This is a genomic window from Synechococcus sp. H60.1, from assembly GCF_047462335.1.
Lineage (GTDB): Bacteria > Cyanobacteriota > Cyanobacteriia > Thermostichales > Thermostichaceae > Thermostichus.
On record NZ_JANSJA010000037.1, the window covers coordinates 1 to 18,352 of the forward strand.

The following is an 18,352-nucleotide window of genomic DNA, read 5'->3' on the forward strand; positions in this document are numbered from 1 at the left end:
CCGTTCCCGTAGCCAGACCCACTCCGACGCCCACCCCCCCCTTATCTCCTGAGTTGGCGGTAGCCCCATCCCCCACCCTGCGGCCTGCTTCTCCCTCTCCCCAACTGCTGCGCCCCTCGCCGCCACCAGCACTTACACCACCTCCCCCACCTCGGCAAGTGGCTGCCAGCGGGCAGGTTGCCATGCAGGTGCTCTCAGTTCGCCGCGAGGGAGGGCAAGTGGTTTTGAACGTGGCGATGCAGAACAATTCGGCAGAGACGGTGCGCTTTCTCTACAGCTTCCTGAACGTTACTGACGACACCGGACGGTCAATCAACGCTCTCACCCAAGGCCTGCCTGGGGAGCTGCCTCCCAACAGCCAAGTCTTCCAGGGAACTGTCCGCATCCCCGCCTCCAGCTTGGCCGGATCCCGGTCTTTGTCCTTGAGCCTGGCCGATTATCCCAGCCGCCGCCACCGAGTCGGCGTGAGCGGGATCCCGGTGCCGCAATAGCCCTGTCTGGAGACTGCTGGTACGATCGATGCAAAGCGGAGTTGAGAAGCGGTGCCCAGCCCAGCCTTTGAGCGCCCTGAGCAGATTCGGGAGCTCTTCGACCGCATTGCCCCCCACTACGATGCCCTCAACCAAACCCTGAGCCTGGGCCTGCATCAGGTTTGGAAGCGCATGGCTGTGCGCTGGTCGCGCGCCGGCCCTGGCGGGCACGTGTTGGATCTCTGCTGCGGCACTGGCGACCTGGCGCTACAACTGGCCCGCCGGGTGGGACGAAGGGGACATGTGGTCGGCCTGGATTTCTCCCCGGCCATGCTGGATATTGCTCGGCGGCGCTCCCGTCTTTTTCCCGGCTACTTCCTCGAGTGGGTGTTGGGAGACGCCCTGGCCTTGCCTTTTTCCGACGACAGTTTTGATGCCGTTACAATGGGCTATGGCCTGCGCAACGTAACCGATATCCCGCAGGCGTTGCGAGAGATTTGCCGGGTGCTCAAGCCCGGCTGTCGTGCCGCTATTTTGGACTTTCATCGCCCCACAGGGATCCCGTTTCTTGCTCACTTTCAGCGCTGGTACCTGAACACCCAGGTCGTTGCCCAGGCCCAAACCCTGGGACTGGGATCTGAATATGCCTACCTCGATCCCAGTTTGGACGGCTTCCCCTCTGGCGAAGAGCAGCGGCAAATGGCCTTGCAGGCAGGATTTTCTACTGCCAAGTTTTACCCCCTAGCCGGTGGCATGATGGGAGTGCTGGTGGTTGCAAGATGATCCAAACGGCTTCTCCCCTCGCTCCTTAGACCCCCCTCTTCCTTTGGGAGAGGGGCTGGGGGTGAGGGGGTCACCAGCAGTGCAGAGCGCCTGGCCAGCGTCTCAAACCGGTTGAAGAGGCAGCTTAGGATGCGGCCTCCGAGGAGACGCAGCGGACTTGGCCAAGAGGGGCTTGGCGGCTAGGGAGCAACATAGCGATCCTGGGAGAGGAGCTTGTTGCCGCGATAGACGCTCACCTGCAAATGCTGGGGATCCAGCCGCTGCTGCTCCACGTGAATGGGGGGGATCTGGAGGGCGTGGCGGGATCCCCGTCCCAGCACCGACACGATGAGATTTTGGCCGCGGATCTGAAGGCGCAGGCGCACCGGCCAAGGGAAGGGGTTGCGCAGCTTGAGGTCGGCCAAGCCGTACCAAACGGTGGCATCCAGGCCGGGGGGCACCGACTCCACGGGTCGGTAATGGGGGTGCCTTTCCACCACCTCCAGCCCCGCCAGCAAAGCCGCGTTGTATAGGCTGGAGGAGACTTGACAGATCCCGCCCCCAACCGAATCCAGGGTTTCGGCCACCATGAATACCGGTGCAGGCAGATAGCCCCGCTCGAGGGTGCGCGGCCCTACCACCTGGTTGAAAGAAAAAACTGCCCTTGGCCGAATGTAAACCCCATCCAGGCTTTGGGCTGCTTGGCGAATGTTGTGGAGCTGCGAGGGAGTGCGCTCCTGCAAGGAAGTGGTGTATCGGCTCAGGGTGGTTGGGGTGGGATCCGTCCACCACAGAGCCAGCAGGGCCAGGGCCAACCCCACCGACAAAGCCAATCCCCGCATCTTCCCTTTCACTTTTCCCAAGACACCTTGGCTTTCAAGAGAACCTCACCCTGGGGTTGGCGAGGGACGGCAGCGGCTTGGGCCGTAACCAGCACCTCTTGGGGGCGGGCGCCCTCTGGCAGCGGGTGTGGCGGGCGCAAGGCCACAAGTGCGGATCCCTGGGCATCCACCTGAAAGGTGCCGCAGTGGAGGATCTCGCCGTCGTCCAGCTTGAGCCAGAGATGGTAACGCTCTCCAGGGGCCGGTTGGGGCAGATCCCTTGCCGCCAAGACCACCTCCTGCCACTCTCCTGGGCGCAACAGCAGGTTGGCCGACCCCACCTCTCCCTGCAAGTTCACCAGACGGGATCCCGGCTGTTGCAAGAGATGGGACAATGTCTGCACCGATTCTAGCCGGGCCAGTTGTAGCGCCTGTCGCAGTCGCCAGTTGTCGAAAACCAGCAAAGCCAAGGCCCCTGCCGCCAAGCCCCCTACCCAGCGCCACTCAGCCGTGAGGCGACCGAACCCCAGAGAGGACAGTGCCGGCTGAAGAGGGGTCAGCGCCTCCTCAATGCCCGCCTCTGCCATCACCTTGCCCCGCAAGCTGGCCGGCGGAATCACCCCTGGCAACCCATAGGGCAGCAGATGCAGGGTTTCTTGCAGGGCCTGCAACTCTGCCAGCAACCGCGGGTCTTGGGTTAGGCGTGCCTCCAGGGCGCTTGCCTGTCCAGGAGACAAGTCCCCCAGCAGATAGCCGGCCAGTTCTTCCTGTGCTTCTGATGAAGGAGGCGAGGCGGCTTCAGACCCAGAACTTAACTCCAAGGAGAGCGATTCCCGCAACTTGCAGAGGGCCTGGCGAGTGCGGGCTTTAACCGCCTCCAGCGGGATCCCCCAGTGTTGGGCAATGTCCGCCTGGCTCAACCCCTGGTAGTAGAGCAGCTCGAGAACCTGCCGTTGGCTTTCCGGCAGTTGGCTGAGGGCCTCCTGCACCGCTTGCCGTCGCTCCTCGAGGGAGAGCTGCTCAAAAGGGATCAGAGCACTGCCATCGGCGGCGAGCAGGGGTTGCCAGTGTTTCAAAAAACGTTGATGGCTATCCTGGGAGCGCAGACGCTCAATGGCTCGCGAACGGGTCAACGCACACAAAAAACTGCTCACGGATCCCTGCCGCGGATCATAGTCGGGCTTGTGCCACAGTTCGACAAACACCGCCTGAGTCAGATCTTCCGCCTCGGCCGCATGGCCCAGGATCTTAAGGGCCAGCCCACAGATCAAGCCGGCATAGCGATCGTAGAGTACAGCCAGGGCAACAGAATGCCCTGCTGTGAGCGCTTCCATCAGCTCCACATCGCTGCGGGATGGCCAATCCCTCACCCGCTCGCGCCAGGGAGACGGAGTCCTTGGTTGCTCAGCCATGCTACACCCAGCGTCGTCCCACAGAAACGAAGATAGACCTGATGAAAGCCTATCCCCTCAGCCGCGGCGAGCCGCCCACTCCAGCCCCAGCAGAGCCGTGTTCACCAGCAAGGCCAGGGATCCCACCGCTAGAGATCCAGCCCAGATTTTGTCGTAGCGACCGGCCTGGGCAATGCCCTCAAAAAGCAGGGTGCCCAGCCCCCCTGCCCCAAACTTGGCCCCCACCGTGGCAATGGCAATGGCCACAATTGCCGCCAGCCGCAAGCCGGCCAGGGCAACCGGCAGCATCAGGGGTAGCTGCACCTGCCACCACCGCTGCCAGAGGTTCATCCCCAGACCCTTGGCTGCCTCCAGAAGAGCCGGCTCCACTGATTGCAAACCCACGTACAGGTGGCGCACCAAGATCACCTGCGAGTAGAGCACCATCGCCACCACCACCGAGCGGGCATTGAGCCCGAACCAAGGGATCAACAAAATGATTAGAGCCAGGCTGGGCACCGTGTACAGGATGCTGAGGATCCCCATCAGCGGTAGGGCTAGCCAGCGCACGTGGTGAACCAGCAAAGCCAACGGCAGCGCCAGCACCAGCGCAATCCCCAAGGCCGTCGCCACCATTGCTAGGTGCTCTTGGGTAAGCTGCCACACCAAGCCGGGATGGCGGAGAAGGTAGCTCATGCGGATCCCCCCTCCAGCATGGCCAGATGGCGGATGTGATCCAGGGTAACGATGCCGATAGCCCGCCCGTCTTCCCACACTGTGAGAGCCGCCGCCCCCGTGCGCAGCAGCAGCGACAAGGCCCGCCGTAGGGTTTCGTGGGGCTTTACCACCGCCCCCTCCTGGATCTGGTGGTTGTGCGGGATCCGCTCCATCGCCGTTTCCACCCGCAGCACGCTCAGTTGCCGCACCATGTCGTCTGCCCCCAATAGCTCTCTGACAAAGGGGGTGGCCGGCTGGGTGAGCAGTCGAAAGGGAGTATCGAACTGCACCACCCGCCCCTGCTGCATCACCAAGATGCGATCTGCCAGGCGTAGCGCCTCTTCCACGTCGTGGGAGACGAAGAGGATGGTCTTTCTCAGTTGCCGCTGCAGGCGCAGGATCTCATCTTGTAGCTTGCTACGGGTGATGGCGTCGAGGGCCCCAAAGGGTTCGTCCATCAGCAGCAGATCCGGATCCCCGGCCAGCGCCCGCGCCAGCCCCACCCGCTGCTGTTGGCCGCCTGAGAGTTGAGCCGGGTAGCGACGTCGGTATTCTTGGGGGGGCAAGTTGACCAAGCTGAGCAGCTCGTCCACTCGCTCGCGGATGCGCTCCCTTGGCCAGCCCAAAAGTCGCGGCACCACCGCCACATTCTGGGCCACCGTCATGTGGGGAAACAACCCCACCTGCTGGATGACATAGCCGATGCGCTGGCGCAGCGCCGTCACCGGAAAGTGGCGGATATCCTGCCCATCCAGGCGAATCTGTCCTTGGGTGGGCTCCAGCAGCCGGTTCACCATCTTCAGAAGGGTGGTTTTGCCGCAGCCGGAAGGGCCGAGGATGACTACCAACTGCCCTGAGGCCACAGAAAAACTGCACTCCTCCACAGCCGGACGGGAACTGTGGGGGAAGCGCAGCGATACCCGCTCGAATTCAAGGGTGGTCACGCCGGGGCCTCGGGCAACGGCTATTTCTTCAAAATACCGGCCTCCACCAAGAAGGATCTCGCCACCTCTGCCGGCTCCTTGCGCTTGCCGCTCACCTCGTAGTTCAGCCGCTGCATCACCTCGTCCGTCAGCAACGGAGCAAGGGCGTTCAAAGCAGTGGCGATGCCGGGGTTGGCCTCCAGGGTATCTTTGCGCACCACCGGCGCCACCTGGTAAGGGGGGAAAAGCTGCTTGTCGTCCTTGAGCACCACCAGGTCAAAGGCGGCAATTTCCCCGTCAGTGCCAAAGGCCACCGCCACATCCGCCTCCCCATTGACCAAGCCCTGGTAGCGCAGGCCGGGATCCACCGCCTTGTAGGCTTTGAGGCGAAAGTTGCCGTAGACCGCTCGCAGTCCCGGCAGGCCGTCTTCGCGGGCTTGAAACTCCGGCGGCCCGATCATCACCAGCTCGCCTGCTCTGGCCACCATGTCTGAGAGGGTAGTGATGCCCAGCTCCGCCGCTCTGGCGCGGGTCATGGCCAGGGCCTGGGTGTTGTTCATGGGGGCCGGATCCAGCCAAACCAGTTGGAACTGGCGCTCGTACTCGCGGGCCACCGTCGCGTATACCTGGGCCGGGTCGCTGCTGCTGGGCAGCTTGAGCACCGTCAGCAGGCCGGTGCCGGTGTACTCCGGGTAGAGATCGATCTCGCCGCTCAGCAGGCCGGCATGGGCCACCGGCGTTCCCCCCAAGTTGAGCTTGCGCTCCACCGCCAACCCCGCCGCCTCCAGAGCCAAGGCGTACATTTCCCCCAAGATAAACTGCTCGGTGAAGTCCTTAGAGCCGACCACAATCGGTTTGGCAAGGCCCGCTTGAGGGGCAAGAACAAGGGCGGCCAGCCCCGAGAGGGCCAGCAGAGCCAGGCGACGAGTGGTTTTGAGCATGGCAAAAGGGATCCCCAACTCGAGACAAGCGGCCCTGCCGAGAGTGTTCCGGCCTGGGCCAGGAAGTTGCGACTGTTAAGTCACCATTAAACCATTATTGTCCCCGATCCGTAACTGCAAGAGCGACAGCGGCACTACCGGCATTGCCCCGCCCCAGAGCCTCAACCCCATCCCATTAGCCTCTGCCGGGGGCCGGGAACGATCCGGTGACGGCCCGGATCTTCTGCCGCCGCCCAGCTCGCTCGATCTCCAGCTCCAGGGTGCTGCCCACCTCGGTGCGCTCCACCTCCTGTTGCACTTGGTCGGCGGTGGTGACGGCGCGGCCATTGATGGCAAGAATGATGTCTCCGGCGCGCAGGCCCGCCCGCTCTGCCGGGGATCCCTGGATCACCTCGCCGATGAGCACCCCCTGATCCACCGTCACGAAAATGCGGCTGTTGGGATCCTGATTGAGCCGTTCCTTCAGGTCGGGGGTGAGGGTGAGCATACGGATGCCCAGGTAGGGGTGATCCACCTTGCCGCGGGCGATCAACTGGTTGGCCACCCGCTGAGCTGTCTCGATGGGAATGGCAAAGCCCAGCCCTTGCGCCCCTTGGATGATAGCCGTGTTCACCCCGATCACCTCCCCTTGAGCATTGAGCAGGGGGCCGCCTGAGTTGCCGGGGTTGATGGCCGCATCCGTCTGGATAAAAGACACCCGCTTGTCGGGCACGCGGATCTCGCCGCTGGAGCGGCCCAAAGCGCTGATGATCCCAGCGGTTACGGTGTTGTCCAGCCCCAGGGGGTTGCCGATGGCAATGGCCCACTGGCCCGGCTCCAGCAGTTCGGAGCGGCCCAGCTTCACCGTCGGCAGGTTCTGGGCCTCGATCTTCACCACCGCAATGTCCGTCACCGGATCGGTGCCAATTACTTTGCCGTCAAAGCTGCGGGTATCCTTGAGCGTCACCGTCACCTTGTCGGATCCCTCGACCACATGGGCGTTGGTGATGATCTGGCCGTCCGGGCTGATGATAAAGCCGGAGCCAGTGCCCTGTTGCCGCCGTTGGCGGGGGATGGAAGGGATCGCTTGGCCAAAGAAATCCCGGAAGAAGGGATCGCTAAAGAACTCCTCTGGAAAAGCGCCCGGAACGCGCACCGTCCGCTCGGAGTCGATGCGCACCACCGCCGGCCCCACCTTTTGCGCCACCTCGGCGATAAAATTCAGGTTCAGTTGGGGCGGGGTTGCCGTCGTTTGCGCAGATACTCCGTTGCTTCCCATGAGAGCTGCTCCTAGCCCAATGCCCAAGAGCACCAGCAGCAGCGGCGAGAGAAGAGACTTAAGAACGGCCAAAGGCTCAAAAAAGGAACGAACTCCGTCCTGCTGATGCAAACAGGCAGGTTGAGCAGAAGCTTCTGAACTGGGAGAAGGTTGGCCCGGCATGGATGTGCTGCGCTTCATAGCTACCTGAGTCAAGGAAGAGAAGAGCTGGGAGCGCAGAAATACCTTGGCCCCCTGCGAAACCTAGGGCCTAATCTAGCATGGACAGCAGGGATCCCAAGGCGGCAGCCGCGGCGCTTTTCCGTACTTCCATCTGGGTTGAAGAGCAGCGGAATCTGCTTGCCTGGAGTAGCCACCCTATATCCAACTGGCTTTGATGGGGATAGAAGGCCAGACAGGGCTGTTGTCCCCAGCTTTGGCCGGCTTACAGCTAACGTAGAAGTGGTAGATCGGGGGTAAGACCATGACCAACCCAGCCCGTCGTCTGTTGGCTCCTCTACTCGCCGGTTTTCTCTGGCTACCGGCAGCCACCCCGGTTTTGGCGCAAAGGGATCCCTTGCCGCCACCGCCCCCCGGCCAGGGATGGCGCCCGGTGAACCCCCTTCCCCCTGATGAGCCAAGCCAGCCCTTTCAACTGCAAACCACCTTGCTGTTGCGCTCTGGGGATCTCATCCAAGCCGTGCATCGCTCTCCGGAAGCCCTCTTGATTGCCCCTGGCGAAACCCGCGCCGTCAGCCTTAGCCTGGAGACTCCCCTGCGGGATATCTACGGCAACATGGTCGTGCCGGCGGGAGCTATCCTAGAAGGCCAATTCCAGCCGGTGAGCGGCGGCACCCAGTTTGTCTCGCGGGCCTTGATCTTCAACGGCCAATCCTATCCTCTCTACGCCCAAAGCCAGGTAATCCCGCTGCGCAAGGATCCCCGCCACACTTCTGCAGAGGCAGTTGTGCAGGATGCCCTGATCGGGGCGGCGGCAGGGGCGATCTTGGGCGGCCTGTTCGGCGACCGGGTGATCTCGACGGAGAAGGTGCTAGGTGGAGCGGCAGCGGGGGCCGTGATCGGCAATGTGACGGCGCCGGAGGTGGCGGTGATCGATCCCAACGCCAACTTGACCCTGACGGTCACTCAGGACTTTCAGCCCTATCTGCCCTAGCGACACCTGAAAAGCGCAACTTAACTTTAACTCCCTAGCGCCGATCGCCATCCCTTGCCACACTGCCCGCCCTCAAGCTATTGCCCACTCCGCAAAGCTAAGCAGGGGTGGGTTGCTCTGTGGCCACCTGGGTCTATTCCAGCTGGCCCAGCAGGGACTGTTTTACGCTTATTGACAAACGTCCCCCTTGCCGGACAGCCGCTGCAGGAGTTGACGGGAAGGGAGCGCTCCTTTCCTGGGAGGCATTTTAAGAAGTGTGAAGATCTGAGATGGCAGACGGCAAGCATGTCGGAAAATAGCTTGCGGGTATGCTCGTCATACTCTTTAAAAAATTGACTTGAGGATGGATGTCCATGAGTGTTGTCACGAAATCGATTGTGAATGCGGATGCAGAGGCCCGCTACCTCAGCCCGGGGGAGCTGGATCGGATTAAGTCCTTTGTTACCTCCGGCGAGAAGCGGCTGCGCATCGCTCAAGTCTTGACTGAGTCTCGCGAGCGCATCGTCAAACAAGCTGCCGATCAACTCTTCCAGAAGCGTCCTGACATCGTCTCCCCAGGTGGCAATGCTTACGGAGAGGAGATGACGGCAACTTGCCTGCGGGACATGGACTACTACCTGCGCCTGATCACCTACGGGATCGTTGCCGGCGATGTCACCCCGATTGAGGAGATTGGCTTGGTGGGGGTGCGGGAGATGTACAACTCTTTGGGCACGCCTATTCCGGCGGTGGCCGAGAGCATTCGCCAAATGAAGCAGGTGGCCATGGGCCTGTTGTCTCCTGAGGACGCGGCTGAGGCCGGTTACTACTTTGACTTTGTGGTGGGGGCAATGAGCTAATCCCTACATTGTTCTAACCGCGCAACTGTTTAACGTTCACCGATTTGGATTTAGGAAGCTCATCATGCAAGACGCGATTACTGCTGTGATCAATAGCTACGACGTCCAAGGCAAGTATCTCGACAGCTCGGCCATGGACAAGTTGAAGGCTTTCTTCGCCACGGGCGAGCTGCGGGTGCGAGCGGCTGCTACAATCGCGGCCAACGCCTCCACCATTGTTAAAGATGCGGCGGCCAAGGCGTTGCTCTACTCCGACCTCACCCGTCCCGGTGGTAACATGTACACCACCCGTCGCTATGCCGCTTGCATCCGCGACATGGACTACTACCTGCGCTACGCTACCTACGCCATGTTGGCTGGGGATCCCTCCATCCTCGACGAGCGGGTGCTCAACGGCCTCAAAGAGACCTATAACTCGCTGGGAGTGCCGATTGGGGCCACCATTCAGGCCATTCAAGCCATGAAAGAAGTAACCGCTGCCCTGGTGGGGCCTGAAGCCGGCAAGGAAATGGGTGTGTACTTCGACTACATCTGCTCTGGCCTGAGCTAACTGCCAGCGTCATTGCCTTGGCGTGAGGTTCATTGTCTAACGAGCATGACAGGCGATTTGCCGCAGGGATCTGGTGTGCTAACTGGGGTACGCGAGCTTTCTGAGGTGAGTCGCCTGTTTTGCTGGTCAAGTCAGTTACTTTGCTGTCAACAGGGATCCTTTATCATGCGCCTGTTTAAGATCACGGCCTGTGTGCCCAGCCAAACCCGCATTCGCACCCAGCGGGAGCTGCAAAATACCTACTTCACGAAGCTGGTGCCCTACGACAACTGGTTTCGGGAGCAACAGCGTATCCAAAAGTCGGGTGGCCGTATCCTGAAGGTGGAGCTGGTTGCCGGCAAGCCTGGGATAGACGTAGGACTGCTGTAGTTCCCCTGCCTGTTTGCTGTTTCTCCTCCATACTGAGAATACCCCCAGCCAGATCCGACATGCCCAGCTTCAGGAGGTTTGCCCTTGAAGTTGGGCTAGCGGATCTGATTGTTTTAGGGGGTGAGGAGCTATGTCGTCTGACGTGCCAATCCGACCTGAGCCGATCATCGTGGCTCGCGACCTGAGCAAGGTTTACCCGGTAGCCATTAAGGAAGCGGGGGTGGTCGGTACGTTGCGCCACTTTTTTCGCCGTACCTATCACTACATCGCAGCGGTGCAATCCATGAGCTTCCAGATTCAGCCGGGGGAGGTGGTGGGTTTTTTGGGGCCGAACGGGGCAGGCAAGACCACTACCCTCAAGATGCTGGCGGGTCTCATCTACCCTTCCGGGGGCACGCTGCAGGTGGTCGGCCACGTGCCCTACCGGCGCGAGCCATCTTTTTTGCGGCAGATCACCCTGGTGATGGGCCAGAAGCAACAGCTTATCTGGGATCTGCCGGCCATAGATTCTCTGCGGATTAACGCTGCCGTTTATGAGATCCCGGAAAAGGAGTTTCGCGAGCGAGTGGGGGAGTTGGCGGAGCTGCTCGACCTGCAGGGCAAGCTGAAGCAGCCAGTGCGCAAGCTTTCTCTGGGGGAGCGGATGAAGGCGGAACTGCTGGCGGCCCTGATCCACCGCCCGCAGATCTTGTTTTTGGATGAGCCGACCTTGGGGTTGGATGTTAACGCTCAGGCCGCCGTGCGGCAATTTCTGCGGGACTACAACCGCCGCTACGGGGCAACAGTCTTGTTGACCAGCCACTACATGGCCGACATTACGGCGCTCTGTGAACGGGTGCTGGTGATCAGCGCCGGGCAACTCATTTACGATGGCGGCCTCGAGGAGCTGCGGCAGCGCTTTGCCCCCTATCGCGAGGTGAAGCTGGAATTGGCTCGCCCCTGCCCCCTCGCCCAATTGCAAGTCTATGGAGAGCTGCGCAGCGAGGGGGATCCCGGCAGCAGCTGTGAGGTGCGGCTGTGGGTGCGGCGGGAACACCTCACCCAGACGGTTGCCCAGCTCCTGGCGGATCTGGAGGTGCTGGACTTGACGGTAACAGACCCGCCGATCGAGGAAGTAATCAGGCGGGTGTTTGCGGAAGGGATCCCTGCAGCCCGCTCCTAGAGGAGCACTCCTGGCGGCAGACCATCAGATCTTCTGGGTGGCAGCCTGCCGTTGCTCAGCCGTCGAGCGGGCCGCGTGCAGAGCGGCGTAAAGCTTATTGAGGGCGTTCATATAGGCTTGGGCTGAGGCAACGATGATGTCCGTATTGGCGGCGTGGCCAGAGAAGACGCGATCCTCGTGGCGCAGGCGAATGGTGACTTCCCCCATGGCGTCGATGCCGGCGGTAACCGACTGGACGGAAAACTCGATTAACTTATTGGGGATGTTGACGATGCGGTTGATGGCTTTGTACACCGCGTCCACCGGACCTGTGCCCACGGCGGCGTCCACCCGCTCTTCACCCTCAGGGGTGATCAGGCGCACGGTGGCGGTGGGAGCCTCGTGGTTGCCGCACACCACTTGCACGTGCTCCAGGCGGTAGAGATCGGGTACCGGGCGGGTCTCGTCGTTGACGATTGCCTCCAGATCCAGGTCGGTGATCTCTTTCTTCTTGTCCGCCAGCTCTTTGAAGCGCAGGAAGGCTTTGTTCAAATCCTGCTCTGAGAGCTCGAAGCCCAACTCCCGGAGGCGGGTACGGAAGGCGTTGCGGCCCGAGTGTTTGCCCAGCACCAGCGTGCTCGATTGCAAGCCGATGGTCTGGGCGTCCATAATCTCGTAGGTCTGGCGGTTTTTGAGCATGCCGTCTTGGTGGATGCCCGATTCGTGGGCAAAGGCGTTGGCACCGACAATGGCCTTGTTGGGCTGCACCAACATGCCGGTGAGGTTGGAGACCAGGCGGGAGGTGCGGTAGATCTCCTGGGTTTTGATGTGGGTGAGGGGTTTTTCCGAGTCCACCGGCAGGCCAAAGTAGGGGTTGAAGTAACTGCGGCGCACGTGCAGGGCCATCACCAACTCTTCCAGCGCCGCGTTGCCGGCCCGCTCGCCGATGCCGTTGATGGTCACTTCCACTTGCCGTGCCCCCTGCTTGATCGCCTCCAGAAAGTTGGCTACTGAGACTCCCAGGTCGTCGTGGCCGTGAACCGAGATAATGGCCTGCTTGATGTTGGGCACGTTCTCGCGGATGCCCTTGATCAGTTGGCCGAACTCCTCAGGCATGACATAGCCGACGGTGTCCGGGATGTTGATGGTTTTGGCGCCGGCCCGAATGGCTGCCTCGATCACCTGGTAGAGAAACTCCGGATCGGAACGGGTGGCGTCCATCATGGAGAACTCCACATCGTCCACGAAGGACTTGGCGTAGGCCACCATCTCTTCGGCAATTTGCAGCACTTCGGCGCGGGTCTTGCGCAACTGGTACTTGAGGTGAATGTCCGAGGTGGAGATAAAGGTGTGGATACGGGGCTTGGCGGCGGGTTTAAGAGCTTCGGCTGCCGCTTCGATGTCGGCCTTGAGGGCGCGGGCCAGGCTGCAAATGACAGGGCCGTCGGGGGTGCCCACCTGCTCGGCCACCTTCTGCACCGCCTCGAAGTCCCCGGGGCTGGCATAGGCAAACCCAGCTTCAATGATATCGACCCCCAGCCGGGCCAGTTGCCGGGCGATGGCCAGCTTCTCTTCGGTATTCAGCGTGGCGCCGGGACACTGCTCCCCGTCGCGCAGGGTGGTGTCGAAAATGAGCACGTGATCCAGAGCTTGGCCATCAAATGTGGAAACCGCCGCAGCATCCATAATCTTTTCGGACAACGAAACAGCGCTTTTTATTTTGACATCTTATTCTGGCACTGCTGGATGGAGTTTGGGATCGGGTTTGGAAGAGAGCTGGCGGGCTTCTGTCGGAGTGGCTGTAGGTCTTGCCATCTTTCTCTCGGGGGCGGAAGAGGTTGTGGGAAGGCGGATCCCGAAGGCTCAGGTCAGCAGGTGTTCGTATTCTCTCTCGTCAGGTGGGCCAGGTGGATCTGGCGCAGGGTGGGGCCGACGTAGCCAATGCAATCCAAGTAGGCCCTGATTTGGGCAGGGGTCAGCGGCTCTAGCATCAGCACAGGCGCCCCTTAGGTTGGCTTCGAGCGAGCATCTGGCCTATACCCTGGCCTTGCTGCGGATCCCTGGCCAGAGCCAGAAAAACAGTTTTTGGCGACGCCCCAACTCTCTACCACCAAAGAACAAAGCAAAAAGAGAATGCTACGATAGCGGCAAGAAAAAAAGAAGGCGAAGCGTTACATGGCAGAATATACTCGGTCGATTTCCTTTTACGGGCGGGAAATTGACATCAATATTGGGTTGATGGCTCCCCAGGCAGGTTGCGGAGTCTGGTTAACTTCTGGGGAAACTTCGGTCTTGGTTACGGCTACGCGACAACCCGGCCGGGCCGGTGTCGATTTCTTGCCTTTGCTGGTGGACTATGAGGAGCGGCTCTACGCTGCCGGGCGGATCCCAGGAGGCTACTTGCGGCGGGAAGGTCGGCCACCGGAGCGGGCCACCCTGATCTCTCGTCTTATAGACCGGCCCCTGCGGCCTTTGTTCCCAGAATGGCTGCGGGACGATGTGCAAATCGTGGCCACTACCCTCTCGGTGGACGACAAGGTGCCGCCCGATGTGTTGTGTATTTTGGGGGCCTCGCTGGCCATCCATGGTGCTCGCATCCCCTTCAACGGCCCGGTGGCGGCGGTGCGGGTTGGCTTGGTTAAAGATGAGTTCATCCTCAACCCCACCTATGCCGAAATCGAGGCCGGCGATCTGGATTTGGTGGTGGCTGGCTGTGCTGACGGCGTGATCATGGTGGAGGCCGGCGCCAACCAACTGCCGGAAAAGGACGTGGTCGAGGCCATTGAGTTCGGTTTCGAGGCCGTTCAAGAGCTGCTCAAGGCCCAACAGCAAGTTTTTGCCGATCTCAACATCACCCCTGTGGAGCTGCCCCCGCCCCCCCAAAACGAGGAGCTGATTGCCTTTGTGGCGGAACACGCCCAAGAGAGCATTCGCTCCATCCTTAGGCAGTTCCTAGACAAGACCAGCCGCGAGCAACAACTGGAGGCGATCAAGGCCAAGCTGGAGGCCCAGATCCAGGAACGGCCAGAGGGAGATCCCTTGCGGCTCTACCTCCTGGAAAATCCTAAGGAATTGGACAACCAGTTCAAGGCTTTGACCAAAAAGCTGATGCGCCAGCAGATCTTGCAGGAGGGGGTGCGGGTAGATGGGCGCAAGCTAGACGAGGTGCGTCCAGTCTCTTGCCGGGTAGGCTTGATCCCGCGGGTACACGGCAGCGCTCTGTTCAACCGCGGCCTCACCCAAATTCTTTCCATCACCACCCTAGGTACCCCTGGCGATGCCCAGGAGTTGGACGATCTGCACCCGGTGGACGAAAAGCGCTACATGCACCACTACAACTTCCCCGGCTTTTCCGTGGGAGAGGTGCGGCCCTCACGCTCGCCAGGACGGCGGGAAATTGGACATGGGGCGCTGGCGGAGCGGGCCTTGGTGCCGGTGCTGCCCAAGGAAGAGGAGTTTCCCTACGTGGTGCGGGTGGTGTCGGAGGTGCTCTCCTCCAATGGCTCCACCTCGATGGGATCCGTCTGTGGCTCTACTCTGTCCTTGATGGATGCCGGGGTGCCGATCAAAGCGCCGGTCAGCGGTGTAGCCATGGGTCTAATTAAGGAAGGGGACGAGGTGCGCATCCTCACCGACATCCAGGGCATCGAGGACTTTTTGGGGGATATGGACTTCAAGGTGGCCGGCACGCGGGCCGGGATCACCGCTTTGCAGATGGACATGAAAATTACCGGCATCACCGTGGATGTGGTGGAGAAAGCCATCCTGCAGGCTAAGGCCGGGCGTGACTATATCCTCGACAAGATGCTGGAGGTTCTCCCAGCACCTCGACCCCAGTTGGCCAAAACGGCTCCCCGTCTGCTCACGTTCAAGGTGGATCCGGAAGATATCGGCAAGATCATCGGCCCTGGCGGCAAAATGGTGCGTAGTATCACGGAAGCGACAGGAGCCAAGGTGGACATCAGCGACGATGGCACGATCACTGTATCCTCCTCGGTAGGCGGCCAGGCAGAAGCGGCGCGGGCGATGATCGAAAACCTAGTGCGGCGGGTAGAAGAGGGGCAGGTGTACCTGGGCAAGGTGACCCGCATCATCCCCATCGGCGCCTTTGTGGAGTTCTTGCCCGGCAAAGAGGGCATGATCCACATCTCGCAACTGGCGGAGTACCGCGTCACCCGGGTAGAAGATGAGGTGGCTGTGGAGGATGAGGTGGTGGTCAAGGTGCGCAGCATCGACCACAAGGGCCGCGTTAACCTCACCCGTCTCGGCATTAGTCCCGAGGAGGCGGCACGGGTGCGCAACCATCACCCCTGAAGTTGCGATTTTTCCCCAGCAACTGGGTGGGCAAGGGATCCTCTCGCCGGCCGTTGTCGGCGGCCAAGATGGCAGAGGAGGCACTCTTCAACTTGTTGGCCTCAACAGCCCCCTATGCCGAATCTCGCTGCTCCCCTTCTCGCTGGCCAAGGGCGTGATCCTCAAAAGCAACTGTCTCCCTCTCGGCGGCGACTGGGCTGGGCCTTAGCTTGGGGCCTGGGGTGGGCCACCTTGCTCAACCTTTCTGCCCAGCACCCTTTGTTGCTGCGGCTGGAGAGCGACGCCCAGGAATGGCTCTACGCTTGGCGCGGCCCTCAGCAGCCTTCCCCGGAGGTGGTGATCATCGGCATCGATGGCCGCAGCGATGGGCAGGGAAAAAATGGTGATGGCCAGCACAATGTTGACTTTCTCCTGGAACGGGCTAACTACGCTGGCCTGACCTTGCGCCTACTGGAAGAGGCCAAAGCCAGGGTGGTGGTGTTAAACCTGCCCAGTAGCTTTGTGGTGCCGCAGAATCTGGGTAACGAGGACCTGGATGCTCCCCTGCGTCAGGTTATCCAGCGCTACCCAGATCGCGTGGTCTTGGCTACCCGCAGCAGTGAGAGCTTTGGTCGTTCTGAGATCAACATCTACAACCACTTTTTGCCCTTTTCCTCCCTGCGGCTGGAGTACTTAGTGGCACCGGAACATGTCCAGGGAGTGGTGCAACACCGCCTGGACGGGGCTGGAATCCTGCGCCAGGCCCAGTTGCGGGGGCTTTACCTACGCCGCGACAGCCAGAAGGAGCAGATGTTTGCCTCGGCGGAGGCCTTGGCTTTTGCCAAGTACGACCCGGAGCGGGCCAGCCGCTGGTTGCGCGAACGGGGTTTGCAGCCAGTTCAATTCAACCCCCTTGGATCCCAGCACAGCATCCCCATCATTCCCATCGAGCAGATCTGTCCGCCGGTGATCTCCCAGACGGGATCCGGCTCCCCAACGCTCAGCCCCGGCCAAGCCTGCCGCGGCCAAGAAGGGATCCCTCCCCTCGACCCCAAAGTTGCCGACCAACTACGAGACAAAATCGTCCTAGTGGGCTTTGTGGGGGGGTACCCGGAGACCTTCCCGGTGCGGACGGTGGATGGATCCCAGATTGCGGCAGTCGAGCTGCAAGCGCAAATCCTCTCGAGCCTGCTCACCGGAGAGGTGTACCGATCCCTGCCGGCAGGGCTAGCGGCGGGGGTTGTCTTCCTGCTGGGTGCGGGAACGGGCCTGAGCTTGGTGCTCTATCGCCCCTCCCCGCGACAGAATTGCCGGGACTGGAAACAACAGCGGTTTCTCCTCTGGCCGGTGGTGGGGCTGACCGCTTATGAGGGGTGGGCCGTAACCCAATTTTTGCTGTGGCGTTGGATTTGGCCACTGACCTTGCCGGCTTTGGCTGTCGGCCTAGCGGGGGTGAGCCTGCTTCTGACCTTGGTAATCCTGGAGAACCAGGAGCGGCTCTTGGCCCAACAACAGGAACTGGAGCGTCTGCGCCGGGCCGAGCAGGAGGCCGCCATCGACCAAGCCCGCAAGCTGCTCTACCGCATTGCCACCGACATTCACGATCGTGAGCTGCAGGAGCTGAAGGTGGTGATGGACGAGCTGGAAAGCTTGCAATGGCAACAGCAGCAGGGTAAGGATCCCGATCCTGCCATTTACGATCGTCTGCTGGAACAACTGGAAAGGATCGGGCGAGGCATTCGCGAGCAGCTTAACGATGTGCGCACCCTGGCCACCAAGCTGCGCATTTCCCCTAGCTTGCGGGAGGGCTTGCACCGGGGCATTGACACCTATCTGGACGAGCTGATTCGGACGGGCAGCCTGACCTTGCCTGTGGAGCGCCATCTGCAACCTCTGGAGGAGCCCAATACTAGCGAGTGGTTTGACCAACGGGAGGATATCTTGCGCTTTTTGCGAGAGGCCATCGGCAATGTCATCGCCCATGTGCAACCTCCCAAGGGCAACGCCTCCTTCGTCAAGGTGTCGTTGGTGCAAAAGGAGCGCCACTGCTGCTTGTCGGTCATCAATGACGGCGTAGAATACGCCCCCAGCCCCGGTGGCGGCTATGGCAGCAAGGCCATGAATACCATTGCCCGCTACCTGCCCAAGGGATCCTGGCATCGCACCCACACCCCGGAGGGCTATACCTACGTCGAGCTGCACTGGGAGATGCCACTTTGAAAGACTTGGACAACACCGGGAAAAGGGAACTTTTGTCTGCATTGAGGCTTCTTTCTTGCTTAGCTGGTCGCCCAGCTCCAGCAGACCACAGGCATAGCTTCCCCCAGAGCTTGAGATACAGCCTGTTAAAGAGTTAAGGGGTACAGTAGCAACTCCGGCGCATACCCAGCCAGGTATAGGATTCGCACACCTATCCCCCTAATCAATTCCTCAACTGCCCAACTCTTATGGATAGTTAATAATCACAACCTTCCTCTAGCTTCAGACATAACTCACTTCTCGAAGACTCCAAAACATCCCCTTTCCTCATTCCACCCTTGATGACACGACGGCCAACCGCACCTCTCAGGGAAATAGCTCCAATAACAGTATGCTTTTCCCCCTTACATCTCTGACGATAATGATAAGCTCTTTGACCGCGTAAACTCCGAGCTACTCCCCGTTCCATTCCCTCCCACACCCCTGTCTGGTCGAGAGCAATCAGATCCTCCGCTGGAATATCTC

The 18,352-nt window shown here is 60.9% G+C and carries 15 protein-coding genes and 3 pseudogenes; 9 read left to right on the plus strand and 9 right to left on the minus strand.

Annotation, left to right across the window (positions count from 1 at the left end; all coding sequences use genetic code 11):
- Positions 1-491 (plus strand): annotated as a pseudogene (locus NW852_RS01940) (hypothetical protein); the annotation flags it as partial.
- Positions 492-542: 51 nt separating this feature from the next.
- Positions 543-1,253, plus strand: a complete 711-nt coding sequence (ubiE, locus tag NW852_RS01945) for a bifunctional demethylmenaquinone methyltransferase/2-methoxy-6-polyprenyl-1,4-benzoquinol methylase UbiE (RefSeq protein WP_414365504.1) — start codon at positions 543-545, stop codon at positions 1,251-1,253.
- A 179-nt stretch (positions 1,254-1,432) separates the two neighbouring features.
- Here the strand turns inward: ubiE and NW852_RS01950 are convergent, their stop codons facing one another.
- The 6 genes from NW852_RS01950 to NW852_RS01975 form a co-directional block, all read right to left on the minus strand.
- Complete coding sequence (locus NW852_RS01950) at positions 1,433-2,074, minus strand: VanW family protein (protein ID WP_414426419.1); 642 nt, start codon at positions 2,072-2,074, stop codon at positions 1,433-1,435.
- Between the two features lie 8 nt (positions 2,075-2,082).
- Positions 2,083-3,465, minus strand: a complete 1,383-nt coding sequence (locus NW852_RS01955; RefSeq protein ID WP_414370541.1) for a sigma-70 family RNA polymerase sigma factor — start codon at positions 3,463-3,465, stop codon at positions 2,083-2,085.
- A 57-nt stretch (positions 3,466-3,522) separates the two neighbouring features.
- The gene (locus NW852_RS01960) at positions 3,523-4,140 is read right to left on the minus strand and encodes an ABC transporter permease (RefSeq protein WP_414334363.1); all 618 of its coding nucleotides are present in this window, start codon (positions 4,138-4,140) and stop codon (positions 3,523-3,525) included.
- Positions 4,137-5,105, minus strand: coding sequence for an ABC transporter ATP-binding protein (locus tag NW852_RS01965; protein WP_414370540.1), 969 nt, complete (start codon positions 5,103-5,105; stop codon positions 4,137-4,139). The genes NW852_RS01960 and NW852_RS01965 overlap by 4 nt, the downstream gene beginning before the upstream one ends.
- A gap of 20 nt (positions 5,106-5,125) precedes the next feature.
- Complete coding sequence (locus NW852_RS01970) at positions 5,126-6,025, minus strand: glycine betaine ABC transporter substrate-binding protein (protein ID WP_414337858.1); 900 nt, start codon at positions 6,023-6,025, stop codon at positions 5,126-5,128.
- 175 nt (positions 6,026-6,200) lie between these two features.
- Positions 6,201-7,445 (minus strand): HhoA/HhoB/HtrA family serine endopeptidase, encoded by a 1,245-nt coding sequence (locus NW852_RS01975; protein WP_414370607.1) that lies wholly within the window; start codon positions 7,443-7,445, stop codon positions 6,201-6,203.
- A gap of 301 nt (positions 7,446-7,746) precedes the next feature.
- Here NW852_RS01975 and NW852_RS01980 point away from each other — a divergent pair, with 301 nt between their 5' ends.
- The 5 genes from NW852_RS01980 to NW852_RS02000 all read left to right on the plus strand — a co-directional run bounded on the left by NW852_RS01980 (position 7,747) and on the right by NW852_RS02000 (position 11,356).
- Positions 7,747-8,436: a hypothetical protein gene (locus NW852_RS01980; protein WP_414337860.1), complete on the plus strand. Its 690-nt coding sequence runs from the start codon at positions 7,747-7,749 to the stop codon at positions 8,434-8,436.
- Positions 8,437-8,789: 353 nt separating this feature from the next.
- Positions 8,790-9,275, plus strand: a complete 486-nt coding sequence (apcA, locus tag NW852_RS01985; RefSeq protein ID WP_011431038.1) for an allophycocyanin subunit alpha — start codon at positions 8,790-8,792, stop codon at positions 9,273-9,275.
- A 64-nt stretch (positions 9,276-9,339) separates the two neighbouring features.
- On the plus strand, positions 9,340-9,825 hold the full coding sequence (apcB, locus tag NW852_RS01990; protein ID WP_414365512.1) for an allophycocyanin subunit beta: 486 nt from the start codon (positions 9,340-9,342) through the stop codon (positions 9,823-9,825).
- 165 nt (positions 9,826-9,990) lie between these two features.
- Entirely contained in the window at positions 9,991-10,194 is a 204-nt protein-coding gene (locus tag NW852_RS01995; RefSeq protein WP_414365520.1) for a phycobilisome linker polypeptide, read from the plus strand.
- A 130-nt stretch (positions 10,195-10,324) separates the two neighbouring features.
- The gene (locus NW852_RS02000; RefSeq protein ID WP_414370539.1) at positions 10,325-11,356 is read left to right on the plus strand and encodes an ABC transporter ATP-binding protein; all 1,032 of its coding nucleotides are present in this window, start codon (positions 10,325-10,327) and stop codon (positions 11,354-11,356) included.
- A 24-nt stretch (positions 11,357-11,380) separates the two neighbouring features.
- Here NW852_RS02000 and NW852_RS02005 read toward each other — a convergent pair whose 3' ends face one another.
- Together NW852_RS02005 and NW852_RS02010 are read right to left on the minus strand one after the other, a co-directional pair.
- Positions 11,381-13,021, minus strand: a complete 1,641-nt coding sequence (locus NW852_RS02005) for a 2-isopropylmalate synthase (protein ID WP_414365522.1) — start codon at positions 13,019-13,021, stop codon at positions 11,381-11,383.
- Between the two features lie 182 nt (positions 13,022-13,203).
- Positions 13,204-13,326 (minus strand): hypothetical protein, encoded by a 123-nt coding sequence (locus NW852_RS02010; RefSeq protein ID WP_414365516.1) that lies wholly within the window; start codon positions 13,324-13,326, stop codon positions 13,204-13,206.
- Positions 13,327-13,510: 184 nt separating this feature from the next.
- Here NW852_RS02010 and NW852_RS02015 point away from each other — a divergent pair, with 184 nt between their 5' ends.
- Together NW852_RS02015 and NW852_RS02020 are read left to right on the plus strand one after the other, a co-directional pair.
- Positions 13,511-15,649, plus strand: a complete 2,139-nt coding sequence (locus NW852_RS02015; protein WP_414365518.1) for a polyribonucleotide nucleotidyltransferase — start codon at positions 13,511-13,513, stop codon at positions 15,647-15,649.
- 114 nt (positions 15,650-15,763) lie between these two features.
- Positions 15,764-16,867 (plus strand): annotated as a pseudogene (locus NW852_RS02020) (CHASE2 domain-containing protein); the annotation flags it as partial.
- Between the two features lie 1,130 nt (positions 16,868-17,997).
- Here NW852_RS02020 and NW852_RS02025 read toward each other — a convergent pair.
- Positions 17,998-18,352 (minus strand): annotated as a pseudogene (locus NW852_RS02025) (IS630 family transposase); the annotation flags it as partial.

Excerpts from the sequence above, each read along its gene's own strand:
- apcA (WP_011431038.1), top strand. The coding sequence starts at position 8,790 with ATGAGTGTTGTCACGAAATCGATTGTGAATGCGGATGCAGAGGCCCGC.
- NW852_RS01975 (WP_414370607.1), bottom strand. The coding sequence starts at position 7,445 with ATGCCGGGCCAACCTTCTCCCAGTTCAGAAGCTTCTGCTCAACCTGCC.
- NW852_RS02015 (WP_414365518.1), top strand. The coding sequence starts at position 13,511 with ATGGCAGAATATACTCGGTCGATTTCCTTTTACGGGCGGGAAATTGAC.
- apcB (WP_414365512.1), top strand. The coding sequence starts at position 9,340 with ATGCAAGACGCGATTACTGCTGTGATCAATAGCTACGACGTCCAAGGC.
- NW852_RS01955 (WP_414370541.1), bottom strand. The coding sequence starts at position 3,465 with ATGGCTGAGCAACCAAGGACTCCGTCTCCCTGGCGCGAGCGGGTGAGG.
- NW852_RS01970 (WP_414337858.1), bottom strand. The coding sequence starts at position 6,025 with ATGCTCAAAACCACTCGTCGCCTGGCTCTGCTGGCCCTCTCGGGGCTG.
- NW852_RS01980 (WP_414337860.1), top strand. The coding sequence starts at position 7,747 with ATGACCAACCCAGCCCGTCGTCTGTTGGCTCCTCTACTCGCCGGTTTT.
- NW852_RS01950 (WP_414426419.1), bottom strand. The coding sequence starts at position 2,074 with ATGCGGGGATTGGCTTTGTCGGTGGGGTTGGCCCTGGCCCTGCTGGCT.
- NW852_RS01960 (WP_414334363.1), bottom strand. The coding sequence starts at position 4,140 with ATGAGCTACCTTCTCCGCCATCCCGGCTTGGTGTGGCAGCTTACCCAA.
- NW852_RS02010 (WP_414365516.1), bottom strand. The coding sequence starts at position 13,326 with ATGCTAGAGCCGCTGACCCCTGCCCAAATCAGGGCCTACTTGGATTGC.
- NW852_RS02005 (WP_414365522.1), bottom strand. The coding sequence starts at position 13,021 with ATGGATGCTGCGGCGGTTTCCACATTTGATGGCCAAGCTCTGGATCAC.
- NW852_RS02000 (WP_414370539.1), top strand. The coding sequence starts at position 10,325 with ATGTCGTCTGACGTGCCAATCCGACCTGAGCCGATCATCGTGGCTCGC.
- NW852_RS01995 (WP_414365520.1), top strand. The coding sequence starts at position 9,991 with ATGCGCCTGTTTAAGATCACGGCCTGTGTGCCCAGCCAAACCCGCATT.